The organism is Paraburkholderia acidicola, assembly GCF_002362315.1.
In the GTDB taxonomy this organism is placed as follows: Bacteria; Pseudomonadota; Gammaproteobacteria; order Burkholderiales; family Burkholderiaceae; genus Paraburkholderia; species Paraburkholderia acidicola.
This window is the reverse complement of the sequence record NZ_MTZV01000004.1, coordinates 85498-99867: the sequence shown is the minus strand read 5'-3', so window position 1 is coordinate 99867 and position 14370 is coordinate 85498. Positions and strand designations below refer to the sequence as shown.

Here is a 14370-nt window from a genome sequence, read left to right as displayed (position 1 = left end):
AGGTGTTGTTCCGGGTTTGGGTGCGTCGAGTCATTAAAAAGCACTTATAAGAGGCGTATATGGAGATTTCTGTGTCATTGTGCTACATTTATGAGGCACAAGGAGTTCTCTCATGGATTGCACCCTGCAGATATTCCTGGATGATCGCTGGATCGACTGCGCTGAGGTCGAACTCAACGGTGGGCTATGCCAGTGGAATCATCTGGTGATCTATGCCGTCGAGCACGCGGATGCCCCGTTATCACTGGCCGAGCCAGTAGATATGGACATCCGCGCGGCCCGGGCCATGCCCGCCTTCCTCTATGACCTCGTTCCGCAAGGGGCTGGCCGTCGCTTCCTGCTGAGCCAGTTGCAACTACCGGATGGTCCCGATGCGGACTTTCCGCTGATCTGTGCGGGTGCCTTTAATCCGGTGGGGCGTATTCGGGTTGCCGAAGCAGTCGATTATCTTGGGGCGCACCTGACACGGCACGCGGATGCGCGCAATCTGCCGGGACTGACAATTGACGATGTCGCCGGGCGTAGCGCGGAATTCGCAGAAAGGATGCATCTGCACGGGATGTTGGGCACAGGTACCACAGGCGTTCAGGGCGCCGCGCCGAAGTACCTGCTGACACGGGACCGGGCAGGCCTGTTGCACGGCGATGCCGTACTCCCCGACGCCGACGCTACCCAGCATCTGATCGTGAAACTACCGCGCGGCAATAGTGCAGCCGACCACAAGGTCCTGCGCAATGAAGCCGCATATATGCGGGTAGCCGCTGCACTCGGTATCCGCACGCACATGGATTTACCCACGCTTCACGGAGATGTTCTGCTGATCCCCCGCTTTGACCGGATCGTGCGCGACGGGAAAGTCGTGCGTCTCCATCAGGAAAGCGTGGCATCCATCCTGGGGCTGTCCGGCTTTGACCGGCGCCCGAGCCTTTTCGACGTCACGGCCGGAATCCGCAAGGTGGCGACCGATCCCGCAGCCGAGACGCTCGAATTCATCAAGCGCGACGTGCTCAATCTGGCGATGCGCAACACGGACAATCACGCACGCAATACGGCCGTACAACTTGTCGACGGCAAGGTCCAACTCACGCCTTTATTCGATTTCGCTCCGATGTATCTGGACCCCGAAGGGATTGCCCGAACGCTCAGGTGGTATCGACCCGATACCAGGGTTGAGTTGACGGACTGGGCCGACATCGTTGCCGCGCTACCTGTTCCTGACCAGGAGCGCAAGCTACTCGCTCAGGGATTGAATCAGTTTGCCGCACAGATCGAGCGCCTGCCGGACATCCTGGAAGCGCAGGGCGTCGATCACGACATCGTCGATTTCCTGGCGCTTTCGGTCGATACGCAGACCCGCCAACTGAAAACCCTTTAATAACCGCCAGAGACCCATCATGCCCCGTCGGAACCGACCCACCCGTGACGAGCAGAATGCCTTGCGCAAAGCGTTCTACGAAAGAATCGAGCGGGGCGACATGACCATTCCCGAGGCCATGAAAGCGATGCGCGAGATGACGGGCCTGACTCAGGCGGAATTCGCCGCGCACCGGGGCGTCAGCCGCCGGGTCGTCCAGGACACCGAGCGCGGAGCCGGCAACCCAACCGTTGATTCGCTCAACAGCATTGCGAAGCTCTTCGGGCTGCGCGTTGGATTCGTTTCGATCAGACCCAAAACCCCGGTTTCACCGGCCACGAGCTAACGGCTTTGATCGGCAATCGCGACGGATCACATCGCGCAGGTAACCTGTAACGATATGTAAAGCTTTGAGATTTAGCCGTAACCTGCGTAATCCCTCGCAGAACTAGACTGGTCGCCGGTTAATCGGGCAATGGTCCGATGCATCCTGGACGACCTCTCTATGCTTTCAGTGGAACGGGCAACGCCGGCGCTCCCCGCGATCGAATTGCCGTCAAAGCCTCATCGCTATACATGGCCCGGCCCGATCCGGCGCATCCGGGGCACGATGCTCAAGCTGCTGTATCGCTGGACGCACTCCCGCGCATTTCGTCACAACGAACGCTTATGGGGAGCCGTCGCTGTCGAGCGACATGAAAGCGGATACCTGCGGCGCATGCGGGTCGGGCGTCACGAACTGCCGATTGAAAATGCGGACACGCTGCTCGGTGCATTCAACGGCGCCTGTCATCTGATTGCGACCGGTCCTTCAATCAACGATATCGACTACGCGTCGCTCGATCTCGATCACGTCATGGGTGTGAACGGCGCGATTGCATTGCAGGACCGGCACCCGGTGCAGTTCGACTACTACTGCATCGTGGACGCCGGGTTCGCGAGAAACCGTCCCGACCTGGTGGCCCGCGTGATGCAGCAGCGCCTTGTCCTGTTCGCTACGCCGCTGGTCCTCTGGTACATCGCGCAGTACTTCCCGCTCGAACAGATGCAGTGCCGGATCTTTCCCATCGAGGACGTTCGCTACCCTGCATGCCGGCGCGCGTTGCGTCGTCAGGAACTGCGCGCTGCACAGACCCGCGATGGCCTCGTCGTGTTTGACGAAGCGCGTGCACTCGGTTTTAGCCTCGATATCCGGCGCGGTACATTCGACGGTCGCACCGTGGCGTACACGGGTCTGCAGATCCTTCATTCGCTGGGCTTCGACACGCTCTATCTGCACGGGCTCGATTTTCGTCACGCCGCGCGCACACCGCGCTTTTACGAAACCGCCAATACGATGCAGCCCAGTTCGCTCGACGATCATTTCGATGCGTTCATCGCGCCATCGTTTCGCGAGGCAGCGGCGTTGCTCGAGCGTCGTGGAGTGCGTATGGTGAACCTGTCGCCGCATGGCGCGCTTGATACGCAGATCGCCGAAAAGGGCGACTGGCGGCAGTTGCGTCGGGCGTCGATGGCGTATGGGTAAGTGGCGATCCGCGCGATGCGGCGCTTGATGTTATACGGGAATCCCGTATAATTCGCGCATGCGGACTGTGATTGAAACCCCGACTTTCCAGAAGCAGGCCGAGCGTATTTGGTCCGACGCCGAACGTCTCGACTTTATTACGTGGATTGCCGTGAATCCGGATGCGGGAGATGTGATCCCGGGTGCCGACGGCGCTCGCAAAGTCCGCTGGAAGCGCGCAGGCACGGGGAAGTCCGGTGGCGCGCGAGTAATCTACTTCAACCTCACCGATGAGGAAATCGTGTTGCTCGTGGCGGTCTATGCCAAGACTGAGCGCGAGAACATGCTCCCCCGGGACATTCGAAAGGTGCTGTGATGGACATCGAGAAAATCGCTAAGGCCATCGAGGCCGACGCCGGTGAGTCGCTGCCGGATCTGCGCCAGGCGCTTGCAGAAGCCAAGGCGCGAGCTGGCCGCGTGACAACGCCCGAGCAAATGCTTGTGCGCCAGGCACGCGAAGCGTCGGGCTTGACTCAACCTGCGTTCGCAGAGCGGATCGGTACGCCGGTTGCGACGCTGCGCGACTGGGAACAAGGTCGGTTTTCTCCCTCGGGCGCAGTGCTGTGCCTTCTCCGTTTGATTATTCGACATCCTGAGTTGACCGCGGAGCTTGCGGCATAACATAGCGGCCCTTAGTGGGCTTACATCAGCACGATATCGTACTGCTCCTGACTCAGATTCGACTCCACCTGCAACGACACCGGCTTGCCGATGAAATCGATCAACATCGCGAGATGCTGCGATTCCTCTTCGAGGAACAGATCGATCACCTGCTGCGACGCGACCACGCGAAACTCACGCGGATTGAACTGCCGCGATTCGCGCAAGATCTCGCGCAGCACGTCGTAGCAGACAGTGCGCGACGTCTTGACCTGGCCTTTACCCTGGCACACCGGGCAAGGTTCGCAGAGCACATGCGCGAGCGATTCACGCGTGCGCTTGCGCGTCATCTCGACGAGCCCAAGCTGCGAAAAACCGTTCACGGTCACGCGCGTGCGATCGCGCGACAACGCTTTCTTCAATTCGCCGAGCACCTGGTCGCGGTGCTCGACGTTCTCCATATCGATGAAGTCGATGATGATCACGCCGCCCAGATTGCGTAGCCGCAACTGGCGCGCGATCGTATGCGCGGCTTCCAGATTCGTCTTGAAGATCGTGTCGTCGAAATTGCGTGCGCCGACGTAGCCACCGGTGTTGACATCGATGGTCGTCATCGCTTCGGTCTGGTCGATGACCAGATAGCCGCCCGACTTCAGATCGACGCGCCGCGACAGCGCCCGCTGGATTTCCGTCTCGATGTTGTACAAATCGAAGAGCGGCCGCTCGCCGGTGTAGTGATGCAGTTTCGGCGACACCGTGGGCGTGAATTCTGCCGCGAAGTCGGACAGCATCTGGAAGGTCTCGCGCGAATCGACCTGGATGCGCGTCGTCTCGTCGTTGACGAAATCGCGCAGCACGCGCTGCGCAAGATTCAGGTCCTGGTAGAGCAGGGTGGTGGGCGGCATGCGTTGCGATTGCGACTGGATCGTTGCCCACGTCTTGCGCAGATAGGCGACATCGGAGGCGAGTTCCTCGCTGGTCGCATCTTCGGCGATCGTGCGTACGATATAGCCGCCTTTCTCGTCCACCGGCAGCACGGCCGTCAGGCGCGCGCGTACCGCTTCGCGTTCGGTCTCGCTCTCGATCTTCTGCGAGATGCCGATATGCGGCTCCTGCGGCAGATAGACAAGCGTGCGTCCCGCGATGCTGACCTGGGTCGACAGGCGTGCGCCCTTGGTGCCGATCGGATCCTTGACCACCTGCACCATCAGCGTCTGTCCTTCGAACACGATCTTCTCGATCGGTTGATGCGGTACAGGACGTTGCGGGTCACCTTCGGTGCGCGGATGCCAGATGTCGGCGACATGCAGGAACGCGGCACGCTCGAGACCGATATCGATGAAGGCCGATTGCATGCCGGGCAGCACACGCACGACCTTGCCGAGATAGACGTTGCCGACCCGTCCGCGCGATAGCGTGCGTTCGACATGAAGCTCCTGGACCGAGCCCTGCTGGACGAGCGCGACGCGCGTTTCCTGAGGGGTGACGTTGATCAGGATTTCTTCGTTCATGGTTTTGTTCTAGAAGTCGATGCGCACTGCGCGTAACAGCGCAGCGGTCTCAAAAAGCGGCAAACCCATGATACCTGAATAGGACCCGTCGATATGTTCGACGAACTCCGCGGCGCGTCCCTGGATGCCATAAGCGCCTGCCTTGCCCGTTGGTTCGCCGGTCGCTATGTAGCGGCGCAGCATCTGCCCGGAGGCCGCAGCGAAGCGTACGCGCGAGCGGGACAGCACGGTGGGTAATAGCGCGCCGTCGGCAGTGACTGCAGCGACTGCTGTCAGCACGTCGTGGTCGCGGCCAGCGAGGCGCGCGAGCATCGCGAGCGCATCGTCGGCGTCGACGGGCTTGCCGAGGATCGCATCGTCGATCGTGACGGTTGTGTCCGCAACGAGGATCGGCGCATGCGTAAGGCTGCTTGCCACGAGGCGCGCGCGTGCGGCTTGCGCCTTCGCTGCGCAGACACGCACGACGTAGTCGTGGGCGGCTTCGCCGGGCAGTTCGGCTTCGAGCGCTTCGGCATCTTCATCAGGACGCGGCAGCAGCAGTTCGAAGCGCACGCCGAGCTGTTGCAGCAATTCCTGACGGCGCGGACTCTGCGAGGCGAGATAGACGAATGGGTACAGTGCAGCAGATGACATGGCGGCGTTTCCGGAGGACGCGTGACGGTTGCGGCGCAGCACAACTGCGCGGCGCAACCGCGCAGTACGCACGGGATGCGCCGCGCGGCGGAGCCCGCACTACGCGCGATGATAAGGATGATTCTGCGTAATGGTCCACGCGCGATACAACTGCTCGGCGAGCAGCACGCGCACCATCGCATGTGGCAGCGTCAGGCTGGAGAGCCGCAGCAGCATATCGGCGCGCGCCTTCAGCGCCGGGTCGAGCCCGTCCGCGCCGCCGATCAGGAACACCACGTCGCGTCCGCCCTGCTGCCAGTCTGGCAACGCGGCGGCGAGCTGCATCGTGGTCCAGTCTTTGCCATGTTCATCGAGTGCGACGATGCGCGCCTGCTTCGGCAGGGCGGCTTCGATGCGCTGGCGTTCGGCAGCCATCACGCTGTCGGCGGAACGGCCCGACGAGCGTTGCTCGGGCTTCAACTCGCGCAACTCGATGCGCAGCTCGGGCGGCATGCGCTTCGTGTATTCGTCGAAGCCGGCTGCGATCCAGTCGGGCATCTTGTGACCGACCGCGAGGATGTGCAGTTTCATGATGGCGTACGTGAGGCTACGCTGGCGCGCGCCACGCGGCGGTCCGCATGGCGCGCCAGCGCGGCTGCCTGCGTGACCACAATGAGCTAGCTACGCCGCGCGGGCGTCTTGCGAGCGGGCTTGGGCTTCGCGACCTTCGCAGCCTTGGCGACCTTCGCGGTCTTTGCCACCTTCGCGACCGGCTCATCGTCCTCGTCCTCATCGTCGAGCGGCTCGCTCGCCTGCGCACCGCCGAACGGGTTCGGCGTCGACAGCTTGATGCGCACCGGCTTGTCACCCCAGATCTCTTCGAGGTTGTAGTACTGACGCAGCGCCGGCTGCAGGATGTGGACGACCGCGTCGGCGCAGTCCACCAGCACCCATTCGCCGATGTCTTCGCCCTCGGTGCTGATCACTTCGCCGCCGGCTTCCTTGACCTTGTCGCGCACATTCGACGCGAGTGCCTTGGTTTGCCGGTTCGACGTGCCGCTCGCGACGATCACGCGATCGAACAGCGAGGTCAGGTGGGTGGTGTTGAACACCCGGATGTCTTGCGCTTTCACGTCTTCGAGAGCGTCGACGATCGCGCGTTGCAGTTTGCGTATATCCATATTTACTGGTGGTACAGATGATGTTGAAGAATATAGTCCCACACGGCTGCGGGAACGTGGCTGGCTGGTTGGCCAACCTCGTTGTCCGCACGGTTCGCATGATGTGCGACCCGTTCGCGCAGATGTGCGCGGATGTCCGTGGCCGAGACGTCGAATGCCAGTGTCGTATCGATCAGCAGATGCCCGCAGGGTGTTGCCTGCAATACGTCGGCGCTCGCTGCGCGCGCCGCAATTTCAGCCGCCACGACGGGCGGAATCGAACCCAGATCGAAACCGGGCCGCGTCGACGCGCACACGTGCGCGAACTCGAACAGTTTGCGCCAGTCGCGCCAGGTGTCGAGCTTGACCAGTTGATCCGCGCCGATCAGCAGCGCCAGCGACGTTTGCGATCCTTCTCGCTCGCGCCAGCGGGCGAGGGTTTCGACGGTATAGGTCGGGCCGTCATGTTCGATTTCGTCGGTGGCGACGCTGACTGTCACGCCAGGTATCGTCAGGGTCCGGGCCGCGATGCGCGTCATCGCGAGGCGATGCTGGGCTGCCGTGACGTCGGTTTTCTGCCACGGCTGGCCGGCGGGCAGCAGCACGAGCTCGGTCAGTTGCAGCACGTCGGCGAACCGTCGCGCCAGCGCGAGGTGGCCGTCGTGGACCGGATCGAACGTGCCGCCGAGCAGACCGATCCGGCGGGGCAGGGCAGCGGAAAGAACGGGCGGATTCAGATCGTGATCCTTTGTCGTGACAAGGCGTGCGCCGGGGTGCGTCTGGCGGCCGCGAGGCGGGCAGTCTTCACCCGGCACTCATGTTCGGCGGCCATCACACCCACTCGCGCGGCACGAGGAAGTCGCTCTGCAAGCGTGCTTCCGGCGTGCCGGGCTCAGGATGCCAGTTATAGCGCCAGTTGGCGACGGGCGGCATCGACATCAGGATCGACTCGGTGCGTCCGCCGCTTTGCAGCCCGAACAGTGTGCCACGGTCGAACACCAGGTTGAACTCGACATAACGGCCACGCCGGTAGGCCTGGAAATCGCGCTCGGCCTGGGTGTACGGCTGGTTGCGGCGTTTCTCGACGATCGGCAGATAGGCCTTGAGAAACGCGTCGCCGACGCTTTGTACCATTTCGAACGAACGCTCGAAGCCTGGCGCCGAGAAATCGTCGAAGAAAATCCCGCCGATACCGCGTGTCTCGTTGCGATGCTTGAGGAAGAAATACTCGTCGCACCAGCGCTTGAAGCTCGGGTACAGGTCTGCGCCGAACGGCTGCAGCGCGTCGCGACACACGCGATGAAAATGCTGCGCGTCTTCTTCGTAGCCGTAGCACGGCGTGAGATCCATGCCGCCGCCGAACCAGAACACCGGCGCTTCGTTTGGCTTGGTGGCCATCAGCAGGCGCACGTTCATGTGCACGGTCGGGCAGTGCGGATTGTGCGGATGCAGCACGAGCGACACGCCCATCGCCTCGAAACTGCGCCCCGCGAGCTGCGGCCGCGCTGCGCTCGCCGACGCGGGCAGTGCGTCGCCGGCGACGTCCGACAGGCCGATGCCGGCCCGTTCGAAAAATTCGCCGCCTTCGAGAATGCGCGTGCAACCGCCGCCGCGCAGCTTCTCGCCGGGGCCGCGCTGCCATGCGTCGGTGGCGAACGGCTTGCCGTCGAAGGCGCCGAGCGTATCGGCGATGCTGGCCTGCAACTGCTGCAGCCAGCTACGGACGGCCTGGACGTTATAGGTCGGATCGGTCATGAATACGGGGCTGCTGGGCGGCCCGGTTGGGTGGCCGCGGGTTCAGGGGAGTGCCGGCCGGCGGGCCGTCATGGCAACAAGCGGGCCGAAATCCCGCCGTTTGCCGCGTCGCGGGCGGCCAGCACCGGACGCCCGCGGCAATACCCGAAGTGTAGCGCCGAAGCCGGCCGGCGCCCGCGCGAGGCGCCGCACCGGTCGCTCAATGCTTGCGGTTGAGCGCGCGATAACCGATGTCGCGGCGATACTGCATGCCGTCGAAGGAGATCTGGTTGATCGTCTCGTACGCAACCGATTGCGCACTGCGCACCGAATCCGCGAGCCCGACCACGCACAGCACGCGACCGCCCGACGTGAGCAGCTTGCCGTCCACGAGCGTCGTGCCCGCGTGGAACGTCACCGATTCTTCGGTGGCAGCCGGGATATCGCTGATGCGGTCGCCCTTGCGCGGCGTCTCCGGATAGTTGTGCGCGGCGAGCACGACGCCGAGCGCGGTGCGGCGATCCCAGTCGAGTTCGACGGTATCGAGCGTTCCGGCGATCGCCTGTTCGACGACCTTCGAGAAATCGCCCTTGAGCCGCGCCATGATCGGCTGCGTTTCCGGGTCGCCCATCCGGCAGTTGAATTCGAGCGTCTTCGGGTTGCCTTGCGCGTCGATCATCAGACCGGCGTACAGGAAGCCGGTGAAGCGCACGCCTTCCTTTTCCATGCCGCGCACAGTAGGCAGGATGATTTCGCGCATCACGCGTGCATGCAGTTGCGGCGTGACGATCGGCGCGGGCGAGTAGGCGCCCATTCCGCCGGTGTTCGGCCCCTGATCGCCGTCGAGCAAACGCTTGTGATCCTGGCTCGACGCAAGCGCCAGCACGTGCTTGCCGTCGACCATCACGATGAAGCTCGCTTCCTCGCCGGTCAGAAACTCTTCGATGACGACACGCGCGCCCGCATCGCCGAGCTTGTTGCCGGACAGCATCATGTCCACGGCGGCGTGCGCTTCTTCGAGCGTCTGCGCGACCACCACGCCCTTGCCGGCAGCGAGGCCGTCGGCCTTGACCACGATCGGTGCGCCTTTCGCGTCGAGGTACGCATGCGCCGCGGCCGGTTCGGTGAAGGTTTCGTATTCGGCGGTGGGGATCGCGTGACGTTTCATGAACGCCTTCGCAAAGTCCTTCGAACTTTCCAGTTGCGCGGCTTCTTTGCTCGGCCCGAAGATCTTCAGACCGCGCGAGCGGAACAGATTGACGATGCCGGCCGCGAGCGGGCCTTCCGGGCCGACCAGCGTGAACGCGATCTGCTCGCGCTCGGCGAAATCGGCGAGCGCAGCCGGCTCGGTGATGTCGATGTTGAGCAGCCGCTCGTCGTGCGCGGTGCCGCCGTTGCCGGGCGCGACGTAGACGAGCTGCACGCGCGGCGACTGCGCGAGCTTCCATGCGAGCGCATGTTCGCGACCGCCGGAACCGACGACGAGTAACTTCATGTGTTTCCCCGAAGACTAAAAACCGTGAACGGCTGACGCGCGAGCGTTAGATCGTCAGCCGTGAATCTGTGAATATTCAGTCGCGAGGTTCGCACAGCGCGAACCGGCGCGCCTGCCACTGCCACGCGAGCCCGCCTGGGCAACCTCGGTCAGCGCAACGCAGCGCGCTCACTCGTCGGCGATTGCTGCGTTTGTATAGACTTCCTGCACGTCGTCGAGATTTTCGAGCGCATCGAGCAGCTTCTGCATTTTGAGCGCGTCGTCGCCGGTGAACTCGATTTCCGTCTGCGGTTTCATCGTCACTTCGGCCATTTCGGCCTTGAAGCCGGCCGCTTCGAGCGCGGACTTCACCTTCGGGAAATCGTTGGCCGGACACAGCACTTCGATGCTGCCGTCGTCGTTCGTCACGATGTCTTCGGCGCCGGCTTCGAGCGCCGCGTCCATCAGCTTGTCTTCGGGCGTGCCCGGCGCGAACAGGAACTGGCCGACGTGATCGAACATGAACGACACCGAGCCGTCGGTGCCCATATTGCCGCCGAACTTCGAAAACGCGTGACGCACTTCCGCGACGGTGCGGATGCGGTTGTCGGTCATCGTGTCGACGATGATGGCCGCGCCGCTGATGCCATAGCCTTCGTAGCGGATTTCCTCGTAGTTCGCGCCGTCCACACCGCCGGTACCGCGCTGGATCGCGCGGTTGATGTTGTCCTTCGGCATGTTGGCGTCGTACGCCTTCTCGACGGCGAGCCGCAGACGCGGGTTCGTATCCATCTCTCCGCCGCCCATGCGGGCAGCGACCTGAATTTCCTTGATGAGCCGCGTCCAGATCTTGCCGCGCTTTGCGTCGGTCGCTGCTTTCTTATGCTTGATGTTGGCCCATTTCGAATGACCCGCCATACCTTTCTCCAGCGCATGCGCCTTGAGGCGCACACATAGTGCAATTGTCGTTGCGATGTCGGGCGCTCGCCCGGTCAGCAGACGCGAATTTTATCACGCCGCCGACCGTCGGCCTGCGCCTGAAAACCGCGTACAGCCTTGGTGACCGCCCAGGCTGGCGCTCTCGCGCCGGCCCGCGCGGCGCTCAGTTCTTCGTGCCGAACAGCCGGTCGCCGGCGTCGCCGAGGCCGGGCACGATGTACGCGTGCTCGTTCAGATGCGAATCGAGCGACGCCACGTACAGCTTCACGTCCGGGTGCGCGTCCTGGAACACCTGTACGCCCTCGGGCGCCGCCACCAGCGCGAGGAACATGATGCTGGAGCCTTCCACACCACGGCGTTTGAGCACATCCACGGCATGCACGGCCGAGTAGCCGGTCGCGACCATCGGATCGCACAGGATGAAGTTGCGGTCCTCGAGATCGGGCAACCGCACCAGATATTCGACCGGCCGGTGATCGTCGGCCCGGTAGACGCCGATATGGCCGACGCGCGCCGACGGGATCAGCTCAAGCAGTCCGTCCGACATGCCGACGCCCGCGCGCAGCACCGGCACGATCGCGAGTTTCTTGCCCGCAATGACCGGCGCGTCGATATCGACGAGCGGGGTCGAGACGGGCCGAGTGGTCATCGGCAGGTTGCGGGTGATTTCGTAGCCCATCAGCAGCGTGATCTCGCGCAGCAGTTCGCGGAACGTGCGCGTCGACGTGTCGCGGTCGCGCATATGCGAGAGCTTGTGCTGGATCAGCGGGTGATCGAGGATGAAAAGATTGGGAAAGCGGCTGTCCTGGGTCATGGCTTATGCGCAAGCGCTGCGAAAAGGTGGCGGGGTGGCGGGCGGAAGCTCGGGGAATGGCAGGCTGGTTCGCGCCGGACAGACCGGTCAGGCGAACCACGGCTGCAAGTTTACCGAAAGTCCAGGCCGAAGATAGCGGAGATTATGCGCGGGGCGGCGGGCGAGGCCGTGCGTGGCCTCCGGCAGTGCGGCGGCGATTCTTCTAGAATCGAGGGAAATTTCGTTCGCACCCAAAGGGAAACGCACATGGATATGGGAATCGCTGGACGCACCGCGCTGGTTTGCGCGGCAAGCAAGGGGCTCGGCCGAGGCTGTGCCGAGGCGCTCGCCGCCGAAGGTGTGGCGCTGACGATCGTGGCCCGCACCGCGCAGACGCTCGAAGCCACCGCTGCGGAAATTCGCGCGCAGACCGGCGTCGAGGTCAAGACGGTAGCCTGCGATATCACCACCCCCGAAGGCCGCGCCGCAGCGCTCGCCGCCTGTCCGCAGCCGGACATTCTCGTCAATAACGCGGGCGGGCCGCCGCCGGGAGACTTCCGTTCGTTCACTCACGACGACTGGATCAGCGCCCTCGAAGCCAACATGCTGACGCCGATCGCGCTGATCCAGGCGACCATCGACGGCATGATGGCGCGCGGTTTTGGCCGCATCGTCAATATCACGAGTTCGTCGGTGAAGGCGCCGATCGATGTGCTGGGGCTGTCGAACGGCGCGCGCTCGGGGCTGACGGGGTTCGTTGCCGGCGTGGCGCGCAAGGTCGCGGGGCAGGGCGTGACGATCAATAACCTGCTGCCGGGCTCGTTCGATACGGATCGTGTGAACGCAGCCATCGCCGCGCAGGCCAAAGCGCAGGATGTGTCGATCGAGGAGTCGCGGCGCCGGCGCATGGCGTCGATTCCCGCAGGCCGGCTGGGGACCCCCGACGAGTTCGGCCGCGCCTGCGCGTTCCTGTGCAGCGTGCATGGCGGCTATATCACCGGACAGAACTGGTTGATCGACGGTGGCACGTACCCCGGAACGTACTGAGTGCAACGCGAGCCCCGCAGCGTGTGGGCCCGCGAAATCAGGCAAAACCGGACAAAAACAGACCCATTCAGGAGACCGCAGTCATGAGCACCCGCGTCGCGCTGATCGCGCACGACCACAAGAAGGACGACATCTCGAGGTACAGCGGATGCTGTCCGGCCCGCACGGCGGCGACCTGCAGATCGGTGCGCAACTGGCCGAGGGTAACGTCGACATGGTGATCTTCCTGCGCGACCCGATGACACCGCAGCCGCACGAGCCCGACATCAATGCGTTGGTGCGCGCGTGCGATGTGCACAACGTACCGTGCGCGACCAATATTTCGACGGCACGCATGATCCTCGACGCGCTCACGCTGCGCGTCGCCGGGCGTGTGTGACGTAACGCTTCGCCAGTCACACTGACACAGTTCGCATCGAAAACGTATCGAGAACGCATCGGAAACCAGGAGAGAAGATGGTCAAGGCAACACGATTCGACAAAACCGGCGGCCCCGAAGTCATGAAGTGGGTCGACGTCGAAGTAGGCGAACCGGGCGCGGGCGAAATCCGCGTGAAGCAGCATGCGGTCGGTCTGAACTATATCGATGTGTATTTCCGCACGGGTCTGTATCCGTTGCCGTTGCCGGGCGGTCTCGGCATGGAGGCCGCAGGCGAGGTGAGCGCGGTCGGTGCGGGCGTCGAGAACCTGCAGGTGGGCGATCGCATTGCCTATGTCGCGCGGCCGCCGGGCGCCTATGCGCAGGAGCGCGTGCTGCTTGCGGAAAAGGTCGTGAAACTGCCTGACGGAATCAGCTACGAACAGGCGGCTTCGGTGATGCTGCAGGGGCTCACTGCGCAATACCTGTTGCGCCGTACCTATCCGGTCAAGGCGGGCGATACGATCCTGATCCAGGCCGCCGCGGGTGGCGTCGGGCTGCTGGCGTGCCAGTGGGCGAAAGCGCTTGGCGCGACCGTGATCGGTACGGTCGGCTCGGATGAGAAAGCGGAGATCGCGAAGGCGCACGGTTGCGATCACCCGATCGTCTACACGCGCGAAGACTTCACGAAGCGCGTGCGCGAGATTACCAACGGCGCGGGCGTGCCGGTCGTCTACGACTCGATCGGCAAGGACACCTTTACGGCATCGCTCGACTGCCTCGCACCGCTTGGGTTGTTCGTCAGCTTCGGCAATGCATCGGGACCGCTGCCGCCGATCGACTCGTCCGAATTCGCGGGCCGCGGTTCATTGTTCTTTACGCGACCGACACTGTTTACATACATAGCGAAGCGTAGCGATTACGATGCGATGTCGAACGAGCTGTTCGACGTGCTGCTGTCGGGCAAGGTGAAGACCAGCATTAACCAGCGCTACGCGCTGCCCGATGCAGGACAGGCGCATGTGGACCTCGAAGCGCGCCGCACGACGGGTTCGACGATCCTGCTGCCCTGATCCCGGCCAGGCCCGGTAATACCCGGACACCCCCGTAGAAAGCCGTTCCCCGCCAGGGAACGGCTTTTTTTGTTTACGCCATTTTTACACCCCCCTCCCGACCTTTGACCTGACCTTTACGCGGATCAGCATATCGTTGCACGCATCCAAA

The 14370-nt window shown here is 63.3% G+C and carries 16 protein-coding genes and 1 pseudogene; 8 read left to right on the top strand and 9 right to left on the bottom strand.

Annotation, left to right across the window (positions count from 1 at the left end; all coding sequences use genetic code 11):
* The first annotated feature begins 112 nt into the window (after positions 1-112).
* The 5 genes from BWP39_RS10695 (at position 113) to BWP39_RS10675 (ending at position 3539) form a co-directional block, all read left to right on the top strand.
* Entirely contained in the window at positions 113-1375 is a 1263-nt protein-coding gene (locus BWP39_RS10695) for a type II toxin-antitoxin system HipA family toxin (protein ID WP_207556745.1), read from the top strand.
* Positions 1376-1394: 19 nt separating this feature from the next.
* Positions 1395-1700 (top strand): helix-turn-helix domain-containing protein, encoded by a 306-nt coding sequence (locus tag BWP39_RS10690; RefSeq protein WP_096719899.1) that lies wholly within the window; start codon positions 1395-1397, stop codon positions 1698-1700.
* 159 nt (positions 1701-1859) lie between these two features.
* Positions 1860-2879 carry a hypothetical protein gene (locus tag BWP39_RS10685; RefSeq protein WP_096719897.1) on the top strand — a complete coding sequence of 340 codons (1020 nt, stop codon included), beginning with the start codon at positions 1860-1862 and terminating at the stop codon, positions 2877-2879.
* Between the two features lie 58 nt (positions 2880-2937).
* On the top strand, positions 2938-3234 hold the full coding sequence (locus tag BWP39_RS10680) for a DNA-binding protein (protein WP_096719895.1): 297 nt from the start codon (positions 2938-2940) through the stop codon (positions 3232-3234).
* Positions 3234-3539: a helix-turn-helix domain-containing protein gene (locus tag BWP39_RS10675; RefSeq protein ID WP_096719893.1), complete on the top strand. Its 306-nt coding sequence runs from the start codon at positions 3234-3236 to the stop codon at positions 3537-3539. The genes BWP39_RS10680 and BWP39_RS10675 overlap by 1 nt, the downstream gene beginning before the upstream one ends.
* 20 nt (positions 3540-3559) lie before the next feature.
* On the opposite strand, the gene rng is transcribed toward BWP39_RS10675, so the two are convergent.
* The 9 genes from rng to upp all read right to left on the bottom strand — a co-directional run bounded on the left by rng (position 3560) and on the right by upp (position 11762).
* Positions 3560-5029, bottom strand: a complete 1470-nt coding sequence (gene rng, locus BWP39_RS10670) for a ribonuclease G (RefSeq protein ID WP_096719891.1) — start codon at positions 5027-5029, stop codon at positions 3560-3562.
* A 9-nt stretch (positions 5030-5038) separates the two neighbouring features.
* Entirely contained in the window at positions 5039-5662 is a 624-nt protein-coding gene (locus BWP39_RS10665) for a Maf family protein (RefSeq protein WP_096722418.1), read from the bottom strand.
* Positions 5663-5761: 99 nt separating this feature from the next.
* Positions 5762-6232: a 23S rRNA (pseudouridine(1915)-N(3))-methyltransferase RlmH gene (gene rlmH, locus BWP39_RS10660; RefSeq protein WP_096719889.1), complete on the bottom strand. Its 471-nt coding sequence runs from the start codon at positions 6230-6232 to the stop codon at positions 5762-5764.
* Between the two features lie 86 nt (positions 6233-6318).
* Positions 6319-6822, bottom strand: a complete 504-nt coding sequence (gene rsfS, locus BWP39_RS10655) for a ribosome silencing factor (protein ID WP_096719887.1) — start codon at positions 6820-6822, stop codon at positions 6319-6321.
* A gap of 2 nt (positions 6823-6824) precedes the next feature.
* Positions 6825-7538, bottom strand: a complete 714-nt coding sequence (locus tag BWP39_RS10650; RefSeq protein WP_096722416.1) for a nicotinate-nucleotide adenylyltransferase — start codon at positions 7536-7538, stop codon at positions 6825-6827.
* Positions 7539-7632: 94 nt separating this feature from the next.
* Complete coding sequence (gene hemF, locus BWP39_RS10645; protein WP_096719885.1) at positions 7633-8556, bottom strand: oxygen-dependent coproporphyrinogen oxidase; 924 nt, start codon at positions 8554-8556, stop codon at positions 7633-7635.
* Positions 8557-8755: 199 nt separating this feature from the next.
* Positions 8756-10030 carry a phosphoribosylamine--glycine ligase gene (gene purD / locus BWP39_RS10640; RefSeq protein WP_096719883.1) on the bottom strand — a complete coding sequence of 425 codons (1275 nt, stop codon included), beginning with the start codon at positions 10028-10030 and terminating at the stop codon, positions 8756-8758.
* 168 nt (positions 10031-10198) lie between these two features.
* The gene (locus BWP39_RS10635) at positions 10199-10927 is read right to left on the bottom strand and encodes a YebC/PmpR family DNA-binding transcriptional regulator (RefSeq protein WP_096722414.1); all 729 of its coding nucleotides are present in this window, start codon (positions 10925-10927) and stop codon (positions 10199-10201) included.
* 184 nt (positions 10928-11111) lie between these two features.
* The gene (gene upp, locus BWP39_RS10630) at positions 11112-11762 is read right to left on the bottom strand and encodes a uracil phosphoribosyltransferase (RefSeq protein ID WP_091018431.1); all 651 of its coding nucleotides are present in this window, start codon (positions 11760-11762) and stop codon (positions 11112-11114) included.
* Between the two features lie 246 nt (positions 11763-12008).
* Here upp and BWP39_RS10625 point away from each other — a divergent pair, with 246 nt between their 5' ends.
* From BWP39_RS10625 to BWP39_RS10615, 3 genes and pseudogenes are all read left to right on the top strand, one after another.
* Positions 12009-12788, top strand: coding sequence for an SDR family oxidoreductase (locus BWP39_RS10625; protein ID WP_096719881.1), 780 nt, complete (start codon positions 12009-12011; stop codon positions 12786-12788).
* 83 nt (positions 12789-12871) lie between these two features.
* A pseudogene (locus BWP39_RS10620) lies at positions 12872-13167 on the top strand (methylglyoxal synthase).
* Positions 13168-13244: 77 nt separating this feature from the next.
* Complete coding sequence (locus BWP39_RS10615) at positions 13245-14219, top strand: quinone oxidoreductase family protein (protein WP_096719879.1); 975 nt, start codon at positions 13245-13247, stop codon at positions 14217-14219.
* The last annotated feature ends 151 nt before the right edge of the window (positions 14220-14370 follow it).

Coding starts and splice junctions, on each gene's coding strand:
- rlmH (WP_096719889.1), bottom strand. CDS start 6,232: ATGAAACTGCACATCCTCGCGGTCGGTCACAAGATGCCCGACTGGATC.
- BWP39_RS10615 (WP_096719879.1), top strand. CDS start 13,245: ATGGTCAAGGCAACACGATTCGACAAAACCGGCGGCCCCGAAGTCATG.
- BWP39_RS10680 (WP_096719895.1), top strand. CDS start 2,938: ATGCGGACTGTGATTGAAACCCCGACTTTCCAGAAGCAGGCCGAGCGT.
- BWP39_RS10690 (WP_096719899.1), top strand. CDS start 1,395: ATGCCCCGTCGGAACCGACCCACCCGTGACGAGCAGAATGCCTTGCGC.
- BWP39_RS10635 (WP_096722414.1), bottom strand. CDS start 10,927: ATGGCGGGTCATTCGAAATGGGCCAACATCAAGCATAAGAAAGCAGCG.
- upp (WP_091018431.1), bottom strand. CDS start 11,762: ATGACCCAGGACAGCCGCTTTCCCAATCTTTTCATCCTCGATCACCCG.
- purD (WP_096719883.1), bottom strand. CDS start 10,030: ATGAAGTTACTCGTCGTCGGTTCCGGCGGTCGCGAACATGCGCTCGCA.
- BWP39_RS10685 (WP_096719897.1), top strand. CDS start 1,860: ATGCTTTCAGTGGAACGGGCAACGCCGGCGCTCCCCGCGATCGAATTG.
- rsfS (WP_096719887.1), bottom strand. CDS start 6,822: ATGGATATACGCAAACTGCAACGCGCGATCGTCGACGCTCTCGAAGAC.
- hemF (WP_096719885.1), bottom strand. CDS start 8,556: ATGACCGATCCGACCTATAACGTCCAGGCCGTCCGTAGCTGGCTGCAG.
- rng (WP_096719891.1), bottom strand. CDS start 5,029: ATGAACGAAGAAATCCTGATCAACGTCACCCCTCAGGAAACGCGCGTC.
- BWP39_RS10675 (WP_096719893.1), top strand. CDS start 3,234: ATGGACATCGAGAAAATCGCTAAGGCCATCGAGGCCGACGCCGGTGAG.
- BWP39_RS10625 (WP_096719881.1), top strand. CDS start 12,009: ATGGATATGGGAATCGCTGGACGCACCGCGCTGGTTTGCGCGGCAAGC.
- BWP39_RS10665 (WP_096722418.1), bottom strand. CDS start 5,662: ATGTCATCTGCTGCACTGTACCCATTCGTCTATCTCGCCTCGCAGAGT.
- BWP39_RS10695 (WP_207556745.1), top strand. CDS start 113: ATGGATTGCACCCTGCAGATATTCCTGGATGATCGCTGGATCGACTGC.